The sequence below is a fragment of the Pseudomonas psychrophila HA-4 genome, from assembly GCF_000282975.1.
In the GTDB taxonomy this organism is placed as follows: Bacteria; Pseudomonadota; Gammaproteobacteria; order Pseudomonadales; family Pseudomonadaceae; genus Aquipseudomonas; species Aquipseudomonas psychrophila_A.
The window spans coordinates 158,954-178,565 of the sequence record NZ_ALJC01000075.1 but is presented as its reverse complement, the minus strand read 5'-3'; the positions used below and the strand labels follow the sequence as shown (position 1 = coordinate 178,565).

The window sequence follows — 19,612 nt, the reverse complement described above, 5'->3', positions numbered from 1 at the left end:
TGCAGTTGACCGTGAGCACTTATTAAGTGAACAGTATTTTTATACCCACTAACGAATTACGCCCTGAGCCAAGTCTCGACGGTCGCGGCGCCGTATTGTTCTTTCCATGCTTTAAGACCACGGTGGTTGCCGCCTTTGGTTTCGATCAGTTCGCCGGTGTGCGGGTTTTTATACACTTTCAGAACCCGAGCCTTACGCTGCTTGGGCGCTGCTGAATGCTTTGCAGCAGAAGGGTTTGGATCAAGTATGGCGACAATCTCGCGCAAGCCTTTGCCATAAGACTTCATTAACGCTTGGAGTTTTTGTTCGAACTCGATTTCCTTTTTCAGTCCGGCGTCATTTTTCATGGCTTCCAATTGCGCCAGTTGTTCTTGAAGCGCCTTTTCGGCTGCGCGGTATTCAGCAAGTCTAGACAAAGTCATTACTCCAGTCATAGCTTCGGCGCAGAGGGCCGAAGTGAATTAATGAGGCATGGGATGCAGCTAGTAGACAGGGCCGTGAGCTAACAGTTCAGCCATAATTAAAAGGCTTTGAAATTTACTATTAACAATCTTGAACCAGTCAAAAAATTGTAGTTGTTAATTCTCACAGCGCCAGCCGATGTTCGCCTTGCATGAACAACAGCTCAAGTGTCTTTAGTCTGCTCCACGCCTCGCCACTAATGACGTGATGAAATCGTCAGCGGGTAATGGTCGTGCAAAGAGATACCCTTGTAAAAATTCAACCCCTTTACACACCAGATATTGGCTTTGTTCCTCTGTTTCTACACCTTCAGCCACGACCCCTAAATCCAGTTTGGCGCTGAGTTCGATAATGCTATCGAGAATATGTCTGGACAGGGCATCGGCGCCGATCATGGCAACAAAGCTTTGGTCGATTTTCAAATAATCAACGTTGAAATCATGCAAGTAACTCAGGCTTGAGTGACCGGTGCCAAAGTCATCAATGGCTATCATGACCCCCAATTCGTGCAGCGCTGCAAACAGCGTGTGGGTAGTGTCGTTCGGTATGATCAATTCGCGTTCGGTTAACTCAAGCACAAGATGAATGTGCCCCTTAGGGAAGGCGCTGAGGAATTGGCGGCAGTCTTCAATTAACTCAAGGTCCTGGCAATGGCGAGCGGTGATATTGAACGCCAAATGAAAGCCCGGGTTCATGCTATTGACGTGAGGCGCCAGCAACGCTGAGGTTTGCTGCATCAGCGAGCGCGTCATTGGAACAATCAGGCCAGAGTGTTCAGCGAAAGGGATAAACAAATCAGGTCGCACCAGACCTTCTTTCGGGTGTTGCCAGCGCATTAGCACTTCGGCACCAGCCCATTGCTGGGTATCACCGCGAACAACCGGCTGGAAGTACGGAATAAACTCTGCGGCGTCGAGACCGCGTTGTAATTCATGAGTTGGGGCCGATGAACGTTTCTGCAAGCGATGGACAGTCGCCGCCGATACAAGACCCAAAAATACAAGTAAACCGATTAACCCTGAGTATTCGTCAAGCACATGCCGCACGGTTACCCCGTCCTTAAATCCCGCCACCACTTGATAGGGAAATTGAGTCGAAGGGACGGTAACTTGTGCTACAGCAAAGGCTGGCGCAGGTGTGTCACGTACTTGGCCGTACCGATCAATCCAGCGGTTGCCCACTTGAATCAATAGCTGGGTTTTCTGGTTGATTAGCCCCAATACGTTAACCAAGTGAAAACCATAAATACTGACCAACACCCCTTTATGGTCTTTCTGTTTCCGGTAAACCAGCAGGGGCTCATCGGGGGTCACCGGATTGCCGGGCAGCAGCCACAGTACGCCGCCGGCATAGTTGTCCGGGGTGACTTCTTCTTTAAAGCTGCCCAGTAAAGAGGTGCAGTAAATTTGGTTGTCCCAGACCAAGTTCACTGAGCGTACAAAAGGCCGTCGAGTGACCTGATCACGCAGGGCTAATGCAACCTGAGCACAATCCTGGCCTGAAAGTGGCAACACTATATCGGCAGCAAGGGATGCATTGTCTATCATCAAATCAAACAGACGAACTGTCTCGGCGGCAGTTTCAGAGGCCAGTAATTCGAGTGAGCGCTGGGCCTGCCAGGTAATGATGAACACGCCCAATACAATCGGAAGTAATCCGCTGAGCACAATCAACGCATAGCGATCGGTCCATTTTCGGGTCAACTTCAGCGCAAGGGGCATTAGGGATCCTGCGGACGAGAGAGGGGTTGAGCCTAAGTTAGCGCGCAACCGCGTAAGGCTACCACTGCTTGCGGGCTATTTCACATGGGGGTAGTGCAAATCAGATTACGCCATGTAGAATCGGCTTACGCATACAAGAATAATGACTTCTGCCAGCAGGAGTTCCTACCGCGTAAGAGATGGGTCGAAATGAAGATATTTGGGTTGCAACTGATCTACGGAGATTTCCTGGCGCGCAGTGTGCGCGGGATCTCTTGCGCGCCGCCTGTGTGCCTCAGCATTCTTAGCAAATAACCCACTGTTAATTCTAAAAATGACTCTGATGAGGCGCCAAAATGGCTGATCTATACGAAAACCCAATGGGCCTGATGGGCTTTGAATTCATCGAATTCGCAGCACCAGTCCCGAATACCCTCGAACCGATTTTTGAAATCATGGGCTTCACCAAGGTGGCGACCCATCGCTCCAAAAACGTGCACTTGTATCGCCAGGGGCAGATCAACCTAATCCTCAATAACGAGCCACACAGCGTGGCCTCTTATTTTGCCGCTGAGCATGGGCCGTCGGTTTGCGGCATGGCATTTCGCGTGCGCAATGCGCAGAAAGCCTACTCGCGCGCACTGGAACTGGGCGCTCAACCCATCGAAATTCCGACCGGCCCTATGGAGTTGAACCTGCCTGCCATCAAAGGCATTGGCGGTGCGCCCCTGTACTTGATTGACCGCTACGGCGAAGGCAGCTCGATTTACGATATCGACTTTGTGTTTATCGAAGGCGTTGAGCGCAATCCTGTTGGCACAGGACTAAAAATCATCGACCACCTGACGCACAACGTGTATCGCGGTCGTATGGCTTACTGGGCCAACTTCTACGAAAAACTGTTTAACTTCCGTGAAATTCGTTACTTCGACATTAAGGGTGAATACACCGGTCTCACTTCCAAAGCAATGACCGCACCCGATGGCATGATCCGCATCCCGTTGAACGAGGAATCGTCCAAAGGCGCTGGTCAAATCGAAGAGTTCCTCATGAAGTTCAACGGTGAAGGCATTCAGCATGTGGCCTTCCTGACAGATGATTTGATCAAAACGTGGGACGCGTTGAAAAAAATCGGTATGCGCTTCATGACCGCGCCACCCGACACATACTACGAAATGCTAGAAGGCCGTTTGCCGAACCATGGTGAGTCGGTTGACGCGTTGCAGTCGCGTGGCATTCTGCTGGATGGTTCTTCGGTCGAAGGTGACAAGCGTCTGCTGCTGCAAATCTTCTCTGAGAACCTGATGGGGCCGGTGTTCTTCGAGTTTATCCAGCGCAAGGGCGATGATGGTTTTGGCGAAGGCAACTTCAAGGCACTGTTCGAATCGATCGAACGTGACCAGATCCGTCGTGGTGTGCTTGCAGCGGACTAATTAAGTCGGTTATTGATCTGTTGCCTCGCGATCTTTTGAACGTCAAAAGATCGCGAGCAAGCTCGTTCCTACACGGTGATTTACGTCAAAACAACCCTGCCGCGATGTTGATTGAAAAACCCAAAACTGCGGTATTGAACAAAAACCCCAACAGCGAGTGGCCAAGCACTGCTTTGCGCATTTCGCGGGTGGCGATACACACGTCCGACGTTTGTACCGCAACGCTCAGGGTGAAAGAGAAGTACATGAAGTCCCAGTAATCTGGGTCCAACTCACCTTCGGGGAAGCGCAATGCTGGCTCCGGTCCATCGTTGTTATAAAACAGCCTCGCGTAGTGCAGACCGAAAATAACCCCAATCATTAGCCACGAGCCCACCACCGTCATTCCGGTGAAGGCGTAGTGAATCAGTTGATCGGCACTGCTGAGTTTGCTGTTACCAGAGAGTTCTAGGGTGATGGCCGCCAGGCTGGCAACAGCGGCAATGCTCACCATGAACAACACCACGCTGGCATTTTCGTCTTCGACTTCGGCCGTGCGCTTAACGTCGGCAACCTTGGAGCGCAGCATCAACCACAAGGTCAGGAGTAAATACAGCCAGACACCGGCGTTCCAGCCCAATAGAATCTTGGTAGTCAGTGTGGCGGCAGGAGTAAAGATGCCGACCGCTACCCCCACTAAGGTGGCAGCGGTCAAGCGGGGGTGGGTGCGTGCTAGGTGCGGCATCGACAGTCCTTGTAACTGAGTGTTGCCGAACCTTAACACGCGCAGCTGTACTTAGCCTTGACGTGGCTTGCTACGAGTCAATTTCATGACCACGACAAAAAACACCGGGACAAAGACCACCGCAAGCGTGGCAACTATCATGCCGCCGATGACTCCGGTACCAATGGCTTGCTGGCTGGCCGAACTGGCACCGGTAGCAATCGCCAGCGGCACCACGCCCAAGATAAATGCCAGCGAGGTCATGACAATCGGGCGCAAGCGCAAGCGTGCCGCCTGGACAGTCGCATCTACCAGATCATGGCCTTCGTCGTACAAGGTCTTGGCGAACTCGATGATCAAAATGGCATTCTTAGCCGACAGGCCGATGATGGTGATCAAGCCCACTTTAAAGAACACGTCATTCGGCATGCCGCGCAGGGTGACAGCCAATACCGCTCCAAGAATGCCCAGGGGCACCACCAGTAATACGGCGGTTGGGATCGACCAGCTTTCATAAAGCGCCGCCAGGCACAAGAACACCACCAGTAGCGACAGACCAAGCAGCATCGGAGCCAGCGTCCCGGAGAGTTTTTCCTGGAGCGATAAACCCGTCCACTCAAGGCCCATGCCTGCGGGCAGTCGATCAACCAGGCGCTGCATTTCAAGCATCGCTTCGCCGGTACTGTGGCCGGGTGCTGCTTCGCCAGAAATACTCACCGCCGGGTAGCCGTTATAACGCGATAACTGAGACGGCCCCTGAATCCAGCGTGCTTCGACAAATGCCGACAGCGGGACCATTTTGCCCAGGTTATTACGTACATTGATCTTGAGCAGGTCTTCAACCTGGCTGCGCTGGTCACCCTCAGCTTGAACCACGACCCGCTGCATGCGTCCCTGATTCGGGAAGTCGTTGACGTAGGCTGAGCCCACGGCTGTCGACAGTACGTTGCCAATGTCAGCAAATGAAATGCCCAGTGCATTCGCGCGTTTGCGGTCAACCTCCAACTGAACTTGCGGACTCTCAGCCAAGGCGCTTTCACGCACATTGACCAGCGCAGGGCTTTTCTCGGCCAGCGCTAACAGTTCGGTACGGGCTTGCATCAGCACGTCATACCCAACGCCGCCACGGTCTTGCAGGCGCAACTCAAAACCGCTGGAGGTGCCCAGTCCGCTGACCGCAGGCGGCAAGACTGAAAACGCCACCGCATCTTTGAGTTCGCTGAAGGCACCGTTGGCCCGATCGGCGATGGCAGAGGCGGAATCCTTGACGCCACGGGTCGACCAATCTTTGAAGGTGGTAAAGGCCAACGCTGCGTTTTGCCCGCTACCCGAGAAGCTGAAACCCAGAATCATCGTGACATTACCCACGCCTGGTTCTGCGGCGTAGTGCGCTTCGATCTGCTCGGCCACTTTAATGGTGCGATTCTGGCTGGCACCCGGCGGCAGTTGAATGTCGGTAATGATGAACCCCTGATCTTCGACCGGCAGAAAGGAGGAGGGCAGGCGCGCGAAACACACCACCAGCACCACCACTAACGCGCCGTACAGCAGGAGATAACGTCCGCTGCGCTTAATCAGATGCACTACCCAGTGCTCGTAGCCTTCGGACATGCGCTCAAATGTGCGGTTGAACCAGCCGAAAAAGCCGCCCTTGGCATGGTGCTCGCCTTTGGCGATGGGTTTTAGCAAGGTCGCGCACAGCGCCGGTGTTAGCGACAGGGCTAAAAACGCTGAAAACAGAATCGAGGTGGCCATTGCCACCGAGAATTGCTGGTAGATCACCCCAACCGAACCTGGCATAAACGCCATCGGAATGAACACGGCGACCAGCACCAGAGTGATACCGATAATGGCGCCGCTGATTTGTGTCATGGCCTTGCTCGTGGCCTCGCGGGGTGACAACCCTTCGCTGACCATGATTCGCTCGACGTTTTCAACCACCACAATCGCATCGTCCACCAGAATACCGATGGCCAACACCATGCCGAACATGGTCAGTACGTTGATCGAGAACCCCATGACCAGCATGGTGGCAAACGTGCCCATCAGAGCTACGGGCACCACCAACGTTGGGATCAGGGTGTAACGGATGTTCTGCAAGAACAAGAACATCACTGCAAACACCAGCACCATGGCTTCGACCAGGGTGTAAATCACCTTGGTGATCGAGACTTTGACAAAAGGCGTGGTGTCATAAGGGATTTTGTATTCAACACCTATCGGGAAGTAGCGACTTAGCTCGTCCATCTTGGCGCGAATCAGATTGCCCGTACTCAAGGCATTCGCCTCGGGAGCCAGTTTCAAGCTGAAGGCGCTGGAAGACTTGCCGTTGAGGCGAGTGCCGTACTGGTATTCCTGACTGCCGATTTCAACCCGAGCCACATCGCTGATGCGAACCGAAGAACCGTCAGCGTTTGCCCGCAGCACAATATCGCCGAACTCCTGCGGGCTCGACAGTTGGCCTTTGACCAATACTGTGGCGGTTATCTCTTGAGTCGATCGACCTGGCAAATCGCCGATGCTCCCTGCAGAGACCTGGGCGTTTTGACTGGCAATGGCTTGATTGACATCGGCCGGTGTTAGGTTGAAAGCAATTAGCTTTTGCGGGTTGATCCAGATTCGCATCGCGCGCTCAGAGCCATACAACTGCGCCTTACCGACCCCTTCGACACGCTTGACCTCGTTCATGACGTTACGCGCCAGGTAATCGCTAAGCGCAATTTCATCCAGGCCACTGGTTTCGTCTGCGATGAGCGTCACGAGCATCAAAAAGCCTGATGAAATCTTCTCAACCTGCAAGCCTTGCTGGATCACCGCCTGCGGCAGACGTGACTCCACCGCTTTTAGGCGGTTTTGCACGTTAACCTGCGCCAATTCCGGGTCGGTACCGGGTTTAAAGGTCGCGGTAATACTGGCACTGCCAAGGCTACTCTGGGACTCGAAATACAGCAGGCCGTCGGTGCCATTGAGCTCTTGCTCAATCAGGCTGACCACGCTTTCGTCCAATGTTTGTGCAGAGGCGCCGGGGTAGACCGCATACACTTCAACTTGCGGCGGCGCTACGTTCGGGTATTTGGCCACTGGCAACTGCGGGATTGCCAATGCCCCGGCGAGCACAATAAACAATGCCACGACCCATGCGAAGATCGGGCGATCAATAAAGAACTGCGGCATGCTCACTGATCCGTGGAGTGTGCGAGAGGAGGTGTGGGGTCATCAATTTGCACCTGTTCGCCGGGGCGAGCATGTTGCAGACCTTCGATCACGATGCGGTCGCCAGCCTTGAGGCCGTCGTTGACGATCCAGCGATCATTCAACACACCGCCCAATTGCACAGGCTGCTGCTTGACCCGGTTTTCGGTGTCGATCAGCAGCACTTGGGCGACACCGGCGCTGTCACGCACAATGGCGCGCTGTGGCACGCTGATCCCTTGCTTGTTGACCGCTTGCTCCAGACGCACCCTGACAAAGCTGCCCGGCAGCAGGTCGTGGTCTGGGTTGGCGAACTCGCTGCGCAGAATGATTTGCCCGGTGCTCGGGTCAACACTCAGGTCCGTGAACAACAGCTTGCCGGGCAGCGGGTAAGGGTTGCCGTTATCGCGGATTAAGGTGACAACCGCTTGATTCTTGCCCACCTGTTGCAAGTCGCCTGCACGAAATGAATCACGCAGGTTGTCGAGGTCGCGGGTCGATTGCATCAGGTCAACCTGAATCGGGTCCAATTGCTGAATGCGCGCCATGGGTGTGACTTCGCCTTGGCCAACCAATGCGCCTTCAGTGACCAGTGCTCGACCGATACGCCCGGAAATCGGGGCGGTAACGGTGGCATAGCCCAGGTTCAGTTTGGCGCGTTGTACAGCAGCCTTATTGGCAGCTACATCGGCTTGAGCCTGCTGGGTTTGCGCGCGCGCATTGTCGTAGTCTTGGCGGCTGACGGCGTTGCTGTCTACCAAAGCGCTGTAGCGTTGATCTTGCAGTTTTGCCTGTAGCGCCAGCGCCTCGGACTTGCGCAATGCTGCCTGAGCGCTGTCCAGTTCAGCCTTCAAGGGCGCCGGATCAATCACAAATAACAGGTCGCCTTGTTTGACTTCGCTGCCTTCCTCGAAAGCGCGTTTCAATACCACGCCGGCAACTCGGGCGCTGACCTGAGCCACTCGCGGAGCAACCACGCGGCCACTCAGTTCATTCGTGATCGACAAGGTTTGCGGGACGATGACTTCAGTGCTGACCTTGACCAAAGGTGCTTTTTCTTCAGTGGCGGGGCTTTTGCCGCAGGCACTGAGGGCCAGAGCCAGTGCCGAAAGACAGAGCGGGACGAAGAGCTTTTTCAACGTTCGTGCCTTCTTATAAATGCAGGATATGTCTGTAAAGAACTTGGCATGCTAAGCGCAGCACGCACAAGGCGTTGTGAAGCTGTGTAGGTGGAGTGTGAAAAAATGTGAAGGTTCTGCTCCTATCCCTTGAGGTTGTATATCCTTCGGGCTTTCCCCGTTTGTAAACATTTATTATGCCCACTATTTTTCTGGTCGAAGATGACGCCGCACTTTCGGAGCTGATCGCCAGCTATTTGGAGCGTAACGGCTACCAAGTCAGCGTGATTGCACGCGGTGACCAAGTCCGTGACTTGGCACGAAGCAACCCGCCAGACCTAGTAATTCTCGACCTGATGTTGCCGGGTCTTGATGGTTTGCAAGTCTGTCGTTTGTTACGAACCGACTCCGCGAGCCTGCCGATCCTGATGTTGACTGCGCGCGACGATAGCCATGATCAGGTGCTGGGACTAGAGATGGGCGCCGACGATTATGTGACAAAACCTTGCGACCCCCGGGTACTGTTGGCGCGGGTACGCACTTTATTGCGGCGCAGCAGCCTGGCAGAGCCGCAAGTAGCAAGCGACCGGATTCTAATGGGCAATTTGTGCATCGACTTGTCGGAACGCACTGTGACATGGCGCGGTGACATCATCGAGCTCTCGAGCGGCGAATACAACCTCTTGGTGGTATTGGCCCGGCATGCGGGTGAAGTGCTGAGCCGTGACCAGATCCTGCAACGTCTGCGAGGCATTGAATTTAACGGCACCGATCGCTCAGTGGACGTGGCCATTTCCAAGTTGCGACGCAAGTTCAACGATGACGCGGGTGAAGCGCGCAAGATCAAAACCGTGTGGGGCAAGGGTTACTTGTTCAGTCGCTCGGAATGGGAATGCTGATTCGTGTTCAAAATTCTTATACGGTTGTATCTGGTTACGATTGTGACCTTTGCGGCAGCGATTTACTTGGTGCCCGCACTCATCGTTACGGTGTTCCACGATCGCTTCATGAACTACAACGTCGACATGTCGCGTGGCATGCAAACCCTTCTGGTCAAACAATTCCACACGTTGCCGGCTGAGCAGTGGCCAGCGCTTGCTCAGCAACTGGATACACAGTTCGAGCCGTTGCGCGTCAACCTGCTACCGATTACCGACCCTCAGTTCACGGCCAAAGAGCAGCACCAGTTACATCAAGGGCAAGGCGTTCTGCGCATTGGTGAGTGGGGCTGGCGTACGCGCGTGGTATCGCCGCTGAATCAACAACAGGCCATTGAGTTGGTGATGCCGCCCGACCCGTTCGACATGAACGTGCTGTATTGGAGCATCAACGTACTGATCGGCGCGGCCTTGCTGGGTGGTTTGCTGCTGTGGCTGCGCCCGCACTGGCGCGATCTTGAGCAACTGAAACGCACAGCGGCACGCATTGGCCAGGGCCAATTAAGCGAGCGCACACAGATTTCAGCGCGCTCCAACATCCATGGCTTGGCCAGCGCTTTTGACGCCATGGCCCAGGACGTTGAAAACCTACTCAACCAGCAGCGGGATTTGCTCAACGCGGTCTCACATGAGTTGCGTACCCCATTGACCCGGCTCGATTTTGGGCTGGCGCTGGTCTTATGTGACGACCTGCCAGAGGCCAGCCGTGAGCGTTTGCACTTGCTGGTCGGGCACATACGCGAACTGGATGAATTGGTACTGGAATTGCTGTCGTTCAGTCGCCTGCAAAATCCTGCGCTGGTGCCTGAGCGTGTAGAGGTATCGCTGACTGAGTTTATCGACAGTATTCTGGGTAGTTTTGACGAAGAGCTCGAAGCGCCGGAAATCGTCCTCGATGTGCTGTTGCAAGGCACCGAAGAGCGTTTTGCGCTGGACCCACGCCTGACTGCACGCGCACTGCAAAACCTGGTGCGCAACGCCATGCGCTATTGCGATCGGCGGATTCAGATAGGGGTGAGCTTAGGTTCGCAAGGCTGCGAATTATGGGTGGATGACGACGGAATTGGCATCCCCGAGCAAGAGCGCGAGCGCATTTTCGAGCCGTTCTATCGACTGGACCGCAGCCGTGATCGGGCAACCGGAGGCTTCGGGCTGGGCTTGGCGATCAGTCGGCGCGCCTTGGAGGCCCAAGGCGGCACGTTAAGCGTTGAGCAATCACCTTTGGGTGGCGCCCGCTTCAGGCTGTGGTTGCCAGCGTGAAGCCAGGCACTACACCGACCGCCGTTGTCGGACCAGGTGCTTGAAACCTTCAAATATCAGCACCATCACGGCCAGCCATATCGGTATGTACGTGAACCATTGGCCGGCGCTGATGCTTTCGCCCAGCAACAAGGCGACACACACCAGTAAAACCGGTTCGACGTAACTGAGCAGGCCAAACAGGCTAAAAGGCAGCATCCGACTGGCGATGATGTAGCTGATCAAGGCCAGGGCGCTGATGCCGCCCAGCACCGGGATCAAGAAGTACAGCGCCGGACGCAGGCTGGCCACGTTGAAACCGTGATCACCGCTTTGTACAAACCACCACGCCACCGGGATCAACAGCAGCATGTCAAACCACAGCCCGCCGAGGTTGTCGGTGCCTGCGCGCTTGCGCAGCACAAAATACATTGGGTAGCCGAGGGCAACCACCAGTGTGGTCCACGAGAACCCACCGACGCGGTACACCTCATTAGCAACGCCGATGGCAGCCAGAGCAGCGGCAATTTTTTGCAGGTGTGACAGGTGTTCGCCAAACACCATGCGAGCGGTCAGGAGCATCGTCAGCGGCAGCAGGAAATAGCCCAGCGAAACGTCCAAGCTATGCCCATTAAGCGGTGCCCACAGGAACAACCAAAGTTGCACGCCTACCAAGGCGCTGGACGCCAGGAGAACAGCCCACAGCCGGGGTTGTTCGCGCAGTCGGGAGACAATCGCGGGAATGCGTCGCCAATCGCCTGAAAAACACATGAACAGCGTCATGCACGGTAGCGTCAGGAGCATGCGCCAACCGAAGATTTCGGCACCGTTCAAGGGCCAGAGCAGGGACGTGTAGTAATACATGACAGCGAACAGGCTCGATGCCAGAACCGATAAAACAATACCTTTAGACACAACAGCCTCGTTGAAACGCACTTTATGATTTTTAGGAGTGCGTAGCTTGAGGCCTGAAGGTGTTGTAGGGCAAATCGCAAGTGGATTCGCGACCAAACAAGCCTCTGTCAGTCATGCGCAGCGCCAACCGATACAAGGCTAGGTCGTCGCCATCAGGTAGAGCCTCTATTGCGTCGATCAGCGCCAAACCTACGGCTTTTGCGTGCGCGCTGAGTGGGCACTCTTTGACATTTTATGCCGCACTTTATTATGTTTTTTCACGATCCGAGGTTAACGTTGATCGCTGCATGCGTCGCTGTCACTACAACGTCGCTGTCTTTGTACCGCCGCACAGCATTTCGCTGCTCCCCTGTGCCCATGAACAAATGTTTCCAAGGATTGCCACCCTATGTTTGAACTGGATCATGATTTGGCGCAGGACATCGTAGATCGCGCGATGGCCATTCTGCCGTTCAACGTAAATGTCATGGACAGCCAAGGCCTGATTCTAGGCAGTGGAGAACCCGAGCGTATCAATACTCGACACGAAGGCGCGCAACTGGTGCTGGCCAATGGGCGTGTGGTCGAAATCGACGCGCAAACCGCCAAGCACCTCAAGGGCGTACAGCCCGGTATCAACCTCCCATTGCTGCTCGACCAGCGCCTGATTGGCGTGCTGGGTCTGACAGGTGAACCTGAATTGCTGCGCACGTATGCCGAACTGGTGCGAATGACCGCTGAAATGCTGGTGGGCCAGCGGCATCAGCAGGCGGAGCAACAATGGCGGCGTCAACGTTGTGATGATCTGGTGGCGTTGTTGCTTAGCGACACCGGGGATTCGCCGCGACTCATCGACGAAGCTCAACAGTTGGGTCTCAAGCCTCAGTTGTCGCGCATTCCATACCTGTTTGAACTGGACAAGGGCCAAAGCGCCGAAGCACTCAGCGCGTGGTTGCAATCGCGCTACCCGGACAGTTGGTGCGTGACCCCAGCCACGGGCTCGTTGCTGTGGTGTCGCTCAGCCACGGCTGTGCTGGATGACCTGCGCTTGCTTGAGAAGCTTGAGGGCCAGGGCTGGAAAGTGCTGCGCGTGGCAACAGGCGATCAAGCCGAAGCGCTAAAAGGCTTACGTCGCGGTTATCGACGGGTTGCAGACCTACTGGCTTATGGTCGTGATGTCGTGCCACACACGTGTTTGCTGGCGCTCAATCGTTATCGACTGCCGGTCATGTTGTGGCGCTATCGCAACGACGACGCCGTCGAGGAACTCTTAGGGCCGTTGCACAAAGTGGTGGCCAAAGACAGCAACGGCCAACTGATCACCACGCTGCGCAGTTGGTGTGAACACGATGGCCAAAGCCAGCCTTGTGCCGATGCCTTGGGCATTCACCGCAACAGTCTGCGTTACCGCATGGAGCGCATCGCTGAATTAAGCGGCGTGGATCCGTTGAGCCTCAATGGCATGCTGGCGCTATATCTGGGTGTGCAACTGCTGGCGCAGAACTAAACCCTGCGTCTTGTGAAAATGAACAACAAACCCTGTGATTGCTTGTGCACCAGACTGGCGTGTTTAACCCCGGTAACTGGCAGCATGAAGGGCATAAGAACTGGAGATTCGCCCCATGAAAATCGTGATTGCCCCTGACTCGTTCAAAGACAGCCTGAGCGCCGAAAAGGTCGCCGATGCCATTGCCGCCGGATTGAGCGATGTATTGCCTGATGCGCAACTGATCACGTGCCCCATGGCAGATGGCGGCGAAGGCACCGTCGATGCGATTGTCGCAGCGGGTAATGGCCAGTTACGCCGACAACGTGTGCAAGGCCCATTGGGAGCGCCAGTCGAGGCCCATTGGGGCTGGCTGCCGGACAGCCGCACGGCAATTATTGAAATGGCCGAAGCCAGTGGTTTGCAGTTAGTTGCTCGCAGCGAGCGCGACGCGTGCATCAGCAGTACCTTTGGCACTGGCCAATTGATCAAAGCGGCGCTAGATGCAGGTGCCCAGCGGATCATCTTGGCCATCGGCGGTAGTGCCACCAACGACGCGGGCGCCGGGGCTTTGCAAGCGTTGGGGCTGGGTCTGTTCGATGAGCAGGGCGAAAGCCTGGTGCAGGGTGGTCTGGCGCTGGCGAATGTGGCACGCATTGAGCTGGCTGGGCTTGATCCACGGTTGGCCGAGGTGCGCTTCGAAATAGCCGCCGACGTTAACAATCCGTTGTGCGGCGAACACGGGGCTTCGGCTATTTTCGGCCCGCAAAAAGGGGCCGCTCCTGAGCAGGTCCGTTTGCTGGATAGCGCCTTGAGCCATTTTGCGGACCACTGCGCCACAGTCTTGCCTAACGATGTGCGTGATGAGCCTGGTTCGGGCGCAGCCGGTGGGCTGGGGTTTGCCGCCAAAGCGTTTTTGGGTGCGCAATTTCGTGCCGGGGTTGACGTGGTTGCAGAGCTGGTGGGCCTTGCTGACGCCGTCAAAGGCGCAGATTTGGTGATCACCGGCGAAGGGCGCTTTGATGCACAAACCCTGCGCGGTAAAACCCCATTTGGCGTGGCGCGTATCGCCCAAGCACAAGGCGTACCGGTGGTGGTACTGGCGGGCACCTTGGGCGAGGGTTATCAAGCGTTATACGAGCACGGGATTAACGCCGCGTTTGCCTTGACCAGCGGCCCGATGAGCCTTGAAGACGCGTGCGCACAGGCTGCGCAACTACTCACCGACCGTGCGCGCGACATTGCTCGATTGCTGAGTCTTGCTCATAACGCGTAGCCGTGGACGCGACAGTAAATGCTAGCGACTACAGCTTCAAAGCCCATTCGTGTAAGCTTTGCGGTCATTTGCATTCGACCCATAGCGAGCCCTATGCCGTTGCTCTTCAAACGTTCTTTGCTACCTAAGCTGCGCAGCTTCCCGCTGTCTGCCGATGCGTTCAGCACCTTGCCCAGCGCCGCCGAGTTTCGACGTTGCTTGCTGGAGCACATTGCGGGCGCTCGACAGCGCATCACGCTGGTGGCTTTGTACCTGCAACAGGACGAAGCCGGACAAGAAATCCTCGACGCCTTGCACGCCGCCAAAGCCGCACGGCCCGAGCTTGAAATTGCCGTGGTGGTTGATTGGCTGCGAGCCCAGCGCGGCTTGATCGGGGCGGGTAAGCAACCCGGCAATGCGGCCTGGTACCAGGCGCAAACCCAGGCACACGCCAGTGAAGTACCCATTTATGGCGTGCCGGTGCAAACCCGTGAGCTGTTCGGGGTGCTGCACCTAAAGGGTTTTATTGTTGACGATTGCGTGATCTACAGCGGCGCCAGCCTGAACAACGTGTACCTGCACAAGTTCGACAAGTACCGCTTCGACCGTTATCACGTGCTGCACAACAAGCCGCTGGCAGACTCGATGCAGCGCTTTATCCAGGAAGACCTGATCGAGACCAAGGCGGTTCATCGTCTGGATCTGCCTTCATTGCCGTCAACCCGCAGTTTGCGCAGTGCCATCAGTGACTTGCGCAGCCGCCTGAAAAAAGCCAGTTACGACACCTACTTAGGGACCACCGGGCATTTTGGTTTATCGGTCAGCCCATTGTTAGGTGTGGGCAAAAACAACCCGCTGAGCCGGGTAATTTGCGAGCTGATCGCCAGCAGCCAGCAGCAACTGACCATTTGCACGCCTTACTTCAACCTGCCATTACCCGTAACCCGTGAAATCAATCGGGCACTGGAGCGTGGGGTGAAGATTGACATCGTGGTCGGTGACAAGACCGCTAACGACTTCTATATCCCTCCGAGCGAGCCGTTTCGAGTGATTGCGGCGCTGCCGTATTTGTATGAGCTGAGCTTGCGCCGGTTTGCCAAAAGTCATCAGCGCATGATCGACAGTGGTCTGCTCAACTTGCATCTGTGGCGTGATGGTGACAACACCTATCACCTTAAAGGCATGTGGGTCGACGACCGTTACACCTTGCTCACTGGCAACAACCTTAATCCGCGGGCGTTCCGCCTGGATCTGGAAAACGGTCTGCTGATCGACGACCCGCGGCGTGAACTGCTGGAGCAACGCGGCAAAGAGCTGGACGCGATCTTCGCCCATACCCAGCGCATCAATCACTTCAAAAACCTGGAAACCCTGACAGATTACCCGCCAGCGGTGGCCAAGTTCCTGCGCCGCGTGAGCCGGGTACGGATCGAGCGGTTGTTGTACCGCATTCTCTGAATGCAGCTGCAAGCGGCAAGTTACAAGCTTGCCCGTTTTAAACGTGCCGCTTGCAGCTTGCCCCTAGAAGCTCCCGCCTGCGGCGGGAATATACGCCACGCTGCCGCCCTGACGGTGGTGCAGCAGGCGGTCACCGTTGTCGGCCTGGCTGGTCACGACACGGTGATCAACGCTCAGGTAGCCCAGCGGTAACGGATCGCCACTGCGGTATTGGGCGAAAATCAGCGTGCGTTGCGGGTTGAAGTGTTGACCGCTGGTTTTATCCAGCCACGCCATCAGCTCTGCACTGCTGCCTTGACGCGCAAAGTCCTGATCCTGATTGACGTAATAAAACGCTTGCCCCTGATTCTGAACATACAAGGGCAGTTTGTTATCTGCGTCGATCATGACTATGCGCCATTGATTCCAAGGCGCTTGCTCACTGGCTTGGGCTTTGACGTCCTGGCCGAACTGGATCACCCCACCGCCTCCGTTGGACCACGGATAAAACACCCCAAGCACTAACAGCAGCAAGGATGCACTCGCACCAACGCTAATCTTCCAGCCTAGGCCGATGGCTTTTTTGCGCTGCTCCAGACGCCGTGCCACCCACCATGCCGCCAACAGTTGGGCAAAAGGGACCAAGGGCAGCACGTAGTAACTGCGTCGGCTGCCACTGGCGGTAAAGAATATGAACAACAGCGCCAGCCCCCAGACCAGCCAGCGCGTATTAGGCTCGATATGCCGCCAGTTGCGCACAGCTACCCACAGGCCAATGATCCACAGCGGCGCCCACGGCAGGGTGTAAACCGGCAGGTAGATCAGGTAGGTGTATATCGGCCCCATATGATCGAAAGGCTGGAAGAAGCGCACCACATTTTCACGCACTACCAGTCCCAATCCGCTTTGTCCGTAGGTGGGCGCGCCATATAGCTGCGAGAGCACAAACGGGATCATATAGACCATCAGGGCGATGGACAGCGCCAGCACTATCCTGACATTCAGATGGCGCCTCCAGCGTTGCTCGCTGAGCACATGGGGCAACAGCACCAGCCCCGGTAGCACAAAGCCGATCAGCCCTTTGAATAAAGACGTTAAAGCCAGCAGCAGGAAGAACACGCAATAGCGGCTAAAGCGCGTGTCTTCTGGACCGCGAAAATACCACCAGACGGCTGCCAGCAGGCCGAACAGGGTCAGTATGTCGGCGGTGGCCACGCGACCCCAAAACACGAAGTAAAACGTGGTGGCCAACATCCAGCCCGCTATCAAACCGGTGCTTTTGCTGAACAGGCGCTCGCCGACTAGGTAAATCAGCCACACGCTAAGCCACGCCGCGATGACTGATGGCAGGCGCAGTGACCAATGATTCAACTCACCAAACACGCCCGCCGTCGCGGTAATCAGCCAATAGGACGGCAAGGGCTTGTCGTAATAAGCGCTCCCCATCAGGTACGGGTCCAGGTAATCCCCCGTTTGCAACATCTGCAGGGCAATGTTGGCCCAACGGGTTTCCGGCCCCCAGAGCTCCCGTGAAGCGAGCCCCAGTAACAACAGTAAGGCGGACACGGCCAATAGCATCAGCAACGCCCGGCGTGCTGAAACCCAATGTGTGAGAGCCATCATTCAGACTTGACCTGAGGAAAGATAAAAATTGCCAGGTTGCCACGCTCATAGCGTTTGCCCCCCAGAGGTAACAGTTCGACTTCATGGACTTCCTGGGCCGAATTAACCCGCATCACCACGCCAACAGAACCGCGTGACTGAGCGTCTTTCAGCCACCCGCTGATGGTAGCGACATCCACCTTACGCTTAGCTGAATCGGCGTAACCCAGGCCGTATTTGAGCTCGCCCACAGTGTCGTAAAGGGTGACTTCAGGGCGACCCAATCGCCAAGACAGTGCAGAAGCGGCACCCAGATCATTACTCAGCAAGGTGCTGGTCTGGCTCAGCTCCCGGGTATGTTCGGCAATAAACTGGTCGGGCATTTTGCTGTTGACCACCGTGGCAGGCATCGCTGCAGGCAGCAAAGCCACGAGTAAGCCCATGCCTAATGCCGGTGTGGCCCACAAGGTCAGCGGTCGCATGGCTTGCAGAGCGTTGGTCAGCAGCCAAGCCATCAGCACGATAAAGCCTAGAGACAAGCTGAACATCTCAGTGTTGGTATAGACCGGGCGGGCGACTTGCAGGTAAACCAATCCCGCCAGTCCCACCACGGCCAGCAGCGTATTCAACAGACCATTAACCCGTATGCTCCGGCCACGGGCTTGATTGATCCACGCAATCAACGCATGCCCCATCAACAGAGCTAAAGGCAGCAGGCACGGCAGGATGTAGGTCGGCAGCTTGCCCTTGCTCAGGCTTAAAATGCCCAGTGGCAGCACTAGCCACAGCAGCAGATAGCCGATGGCGGGCTGGCTTTTTTGCTTCCAGGCGTCCAGCAGTGCCGCGGGCAGTAATGCTGCCCATGGCAGGCTGGCCGCGAGCAGCAACGGCAGGTAGAACCACCAAGGCTGGGTGTGCTGCGCGTCGTTCGCGCTGAAACGGCGAATGTGTTCGTTCCAAAAGAAGAACTGCCAGAAGTCAGGTGCTTGATGCTGGATAGCCAGCGCCCACGGTAGGCACACGGCTGCCGCGACCAACAGCGCCAGCGGACCATAGATCAACAGGTCTTTAAAGCGGCGCTGCCACAGGGCATAGGGCACACCAATCAACACGGGCAGAAGCCAGGCCAGAAAGCCCTTGGTCAAAAACCCCATGCCGCAAGCAGCGCCCACGACCACCCAGGCTGTCAGCCGCGCGCGGCGATGCTTGGCGTCAAAAGCGAACCACAGGGCTACCAGACTCAGGTTGACCCAAAGCGTGAACTGCGGATCAAGGTTGGCGTATCCCGCTTCACCGGCCACCAGACCAAAACTCATGTAGAGCAGGGCGCTGGCAAAGGATTTGCGCGGATCATTCCACAGTCGGCTGGCAATCAGCCAGGCCAACCAGACGCTTAGCCCCGTACTCACTGCCGAAGCAATCCTTACGCCGAACAGGTTGTCACCGAATACCGCTTGCCCGATGGCGATCATCCAGTAGCCCGCAATCGGCTTTTCAAAGTAGCGCAACCCCATGAAGTGCGGCGCAACCCAATTACCGCTTTGGAGCATTTCCTGACTGATCTGGGCGTATCGGGTTTCGTCAGGGACCCACAGCCCGTGGGTCATTAAGGGCACTAGATAAAACAGTACAAAGGCCAAAAGCAGGCAGGGTATTGCCCAGCGCTCAAGACGATTGGTCGGTATTTTTTGAGAGGCAACAGCCGCCATGCATTCCACCTGCGAGCCCTACTGGACGTGATTTATGGCGGGCACGGTAAAGGGCGGCGGGTAGAGGCGAGGTGAAGGTGATGTGAAAAAAATGCAGGCCTGCGATGCCGACGGACGTAGCCAGTCGCTTGTGTTGGCGACGATCTTTAGAGAGGCCCGAAGCGTTCATGCAGACACATAAATGAAGTGATAGGTATTCTCTGTTGCAGCAATCCGCGAAACTTCACGAAACCTTACTTGATTTGACTTTTTACTGAGATTGCCAGCCTCGGCGCCACGGCTTTTCGCGGCCAGCCCTGAGTCGATTTGTCGCAGGCTGTCCGTGTCGCCCGGTTTTACTGGCGTTGGGCGTAGACGTGCACCACAACTGGGCGCAGTCGCTGTGCGAGGTAGTCGGGACAATGGTAGATTCGGCGCCCATGAAACGCGTTTACCCCACAGCAA

At 56.0% G+C, this 19,612-nt stretch carries 14 protein-coding genes; 6 read left to right on the top strand and 8 right to left on the bottom strand.

What is annotated here, in order from left to right; translation table 11 throughout:
• Positions 1-56 precede the first annotated feature (56 nt).
• Together B347_RS0110140 and B347_RS0110135 are read right to left on the bottom strand one after the other, a co-directional pair.
• Positions 57-416, bottom strand: coding sequence for a histone-like nucleoid-structuring protein, MvaT/MvaU family (locus tag B347_RS0110140; RefSeq protein WP_026014100.1), 360 nt, complete (start codon positions 414-416; stop codon positions 57-59).
• A gap of 219 nt (positions 417-635) precedes the next feature.
• Entirely contained in the window at positions 636-2,183 is a 1,548-nt protein-coding gene (locus B347_RS0110135; protein ID WP_019409603.1) for an EAL domain-containing protein, read from the bottom strand.
• Positions 2,184-2,518: 335 nt separating this feature from the next.
• Between B347_RS0110135 and hppD the strand changes: the two genes are divergently transcribed.
• Positions 2,519-3,595 carry a 4-hydroxyphenylpyruvate dioxygenase gene (gene hppD / locus B347_RS0110125; protein WP_019409601.1) on the top strand — a complete coding sequence of 359 codons (1,077 nt, stop codon included), beginning with the start codon at positions 2,519-2,521 and terminating at the stop codon, positions 3,593-3,595.
• A gap of 85 nt (positions 3,596-3,680) precedes the next feature.
• On the opposite strand, the gene B347_RS0110120 is transcribed toward hppD, so the two are convergent.
• From B347_RS0110120 to B347_RS0110110, 3 genes are read right to left on the bottom strand one after another with little or no spacing between them, the layout of a single operon-like run.
• Positions 3,681-4,319 (bottom strand): DUF1345 domain-containing protein, encoded by a 639-nt coding sequence (locus tag B347_RS0110120; RefSeq protein ID WP_019409600.1) that lies wholly within the window; start codon positions 4,317-4,319, stop codon positions 3,681-3,683.
• 51 nt (positions 4,320-4,370) lie between these two features.
• On the bottom strand, positions 4,371-7,472 hold the full coding sequence (locus B347_RS0110115) for an efflux RND transporter permease subunit (RefSeq protein WP_019409599.1): 3,102 nt from the start codon (positions 7,470-7,472) through the stop codon (positions 4,371-4,373).
• 2 nt (positions 7,473-7,474) lie between these two features.
• On the bottom strand, positions 7,475-8,629 hold the full coding sequence (locus B347_RS0110110) for an efflux RND transporter periplasmic adaptor subunit (protein WP_019409598.1): 1,155 nt from the start codon (positions 8,627-8,629) through the stop codon (positions 7,475-7,477).
• 176 nt (positions 8,630-8,805) lie between these two features.
• Between B347_RS0110110 and B347_RS0110105 the strand changes: the two genes are divergently transcribed.
• Together B347_RS0110105 and B347_RS0110100 are read left to right on the top strand one after the other, a co-directional pair.
• Complete coding sequence (locus tag B347_RS0110105; RefSeq protein ID WP_019409597.1) at positions 8,806-9,507, top strand: response regulator transcription factor; 702 nt, start codon at positions 8,806-8,808, stop codon at positions 9,505-9,507.
• A gap of 3 nt (positions 9,508-9,510) precedes the next feature.
• Positions 9,511-10,806, top strand: coding sequence for an ATP-binding protein (locus B347_RS0110100; protein ID WP_019409596.1), 1,296 nt, complete (start codon positions 9,511-9,513; stop codon positions 10,804-10,806).
• Between the two features lie 9 nt (positions 10,807-10,815).
• On the opposite strand, the gene rarD is transcribed toward B347_RS0110100, so the two are convergent.
• Complete coding sequence (gene rarD / locus B347_RS0110095; RefSeq protein ID WP_019409595.1) at positions 10,816-11,700, bottom strand: EamA family transporter RarD; 885 nt, start codon at positions 11,698-11,700, stop codon at positions 10,816-10,818.
• 388 nt (positions 11,701-12,088) lie between these two features.
• Between rarD and B347_RS0110090 the strand changes: the two genes are divergently transcribed.
• The 3 genes from B347_RS0110090 to pssA all read left to right on the top strand — a co-directional run bounded on the left by B347_RS0110090 (position 12,089) and on the right by pssA (position 15,878).
• Positions 12,089-13,186, top strand: a complete 1,098-nt coding sequence (locus tag B347_RS0110090; RefSeq protein WP_019409594.1) for a sugar diacid recognition domain-containing protein — start codon at positions 12,089-12,091, stop codon at positions 13,184-13,186.
• A gap of 115 nt (positions 13,187-13,301) precedes the next feature.
• On the top strand, positions 13,302-14,441 hold the full coding sequence (locus B347_RS0110085) for a glycerate kinase (RefSeq protein WP_019409593.1): 1,140 nt from the start codon (positions 13,302-13,304) through the stop codon (positions 14,439-14,441).
• A 93-nt stretch (positions 14,442-14,534) separates the two neighbouring features.
• Positions 14,535-15,878: a CDP-diacylglycerol--serine O-phosphatidyltransferase gene (gene pssA / locus B347_RS0110080; RefSeq protein WP_019409592.1), complete on the top strand. Its 1,344-nt coding sequence runs from the start codon at positions 14,535-14,537 to the stop codon at positions 15,876-15,878.
• Between the two features lie 63 nt (positions 15,879-15,941).
• Here pssA and B347_RS0110075 read toward each other — a convergent pair whose 3' ends face one another.
• Together B347_RS0110075 and arnT are read right to left on the bottom strand one after the other, a co-directional pair.
• Positions 15,942-17,480, bottom strand: coding sequence for an ArnT family glycosyltransferase (locus B347_RS0110075; RefSeq protein WP_019409591.1), 1,539 nt, complete (start codon positions 17,478-17,480; stop codon positions 15,942-15,944).
• Positions 17,477-19,168, bottom strand: a complete 1,692-nt coding sequence (gene arnT, locus B347_RS0110070; protein WP_019409590.1) for a lipid IV(A) 4-amino-4-deoxy-L-arabinosyltransferase — start codon at positions 19,166-19,168, stop codon at positions 17,477-17,479. Before arnT ends, B347_RS0110075 begins: the two co-directional genes overlap by 4 nt.
• Positions 19,169-19,612 lie beyond the last annotated feature (444 nt).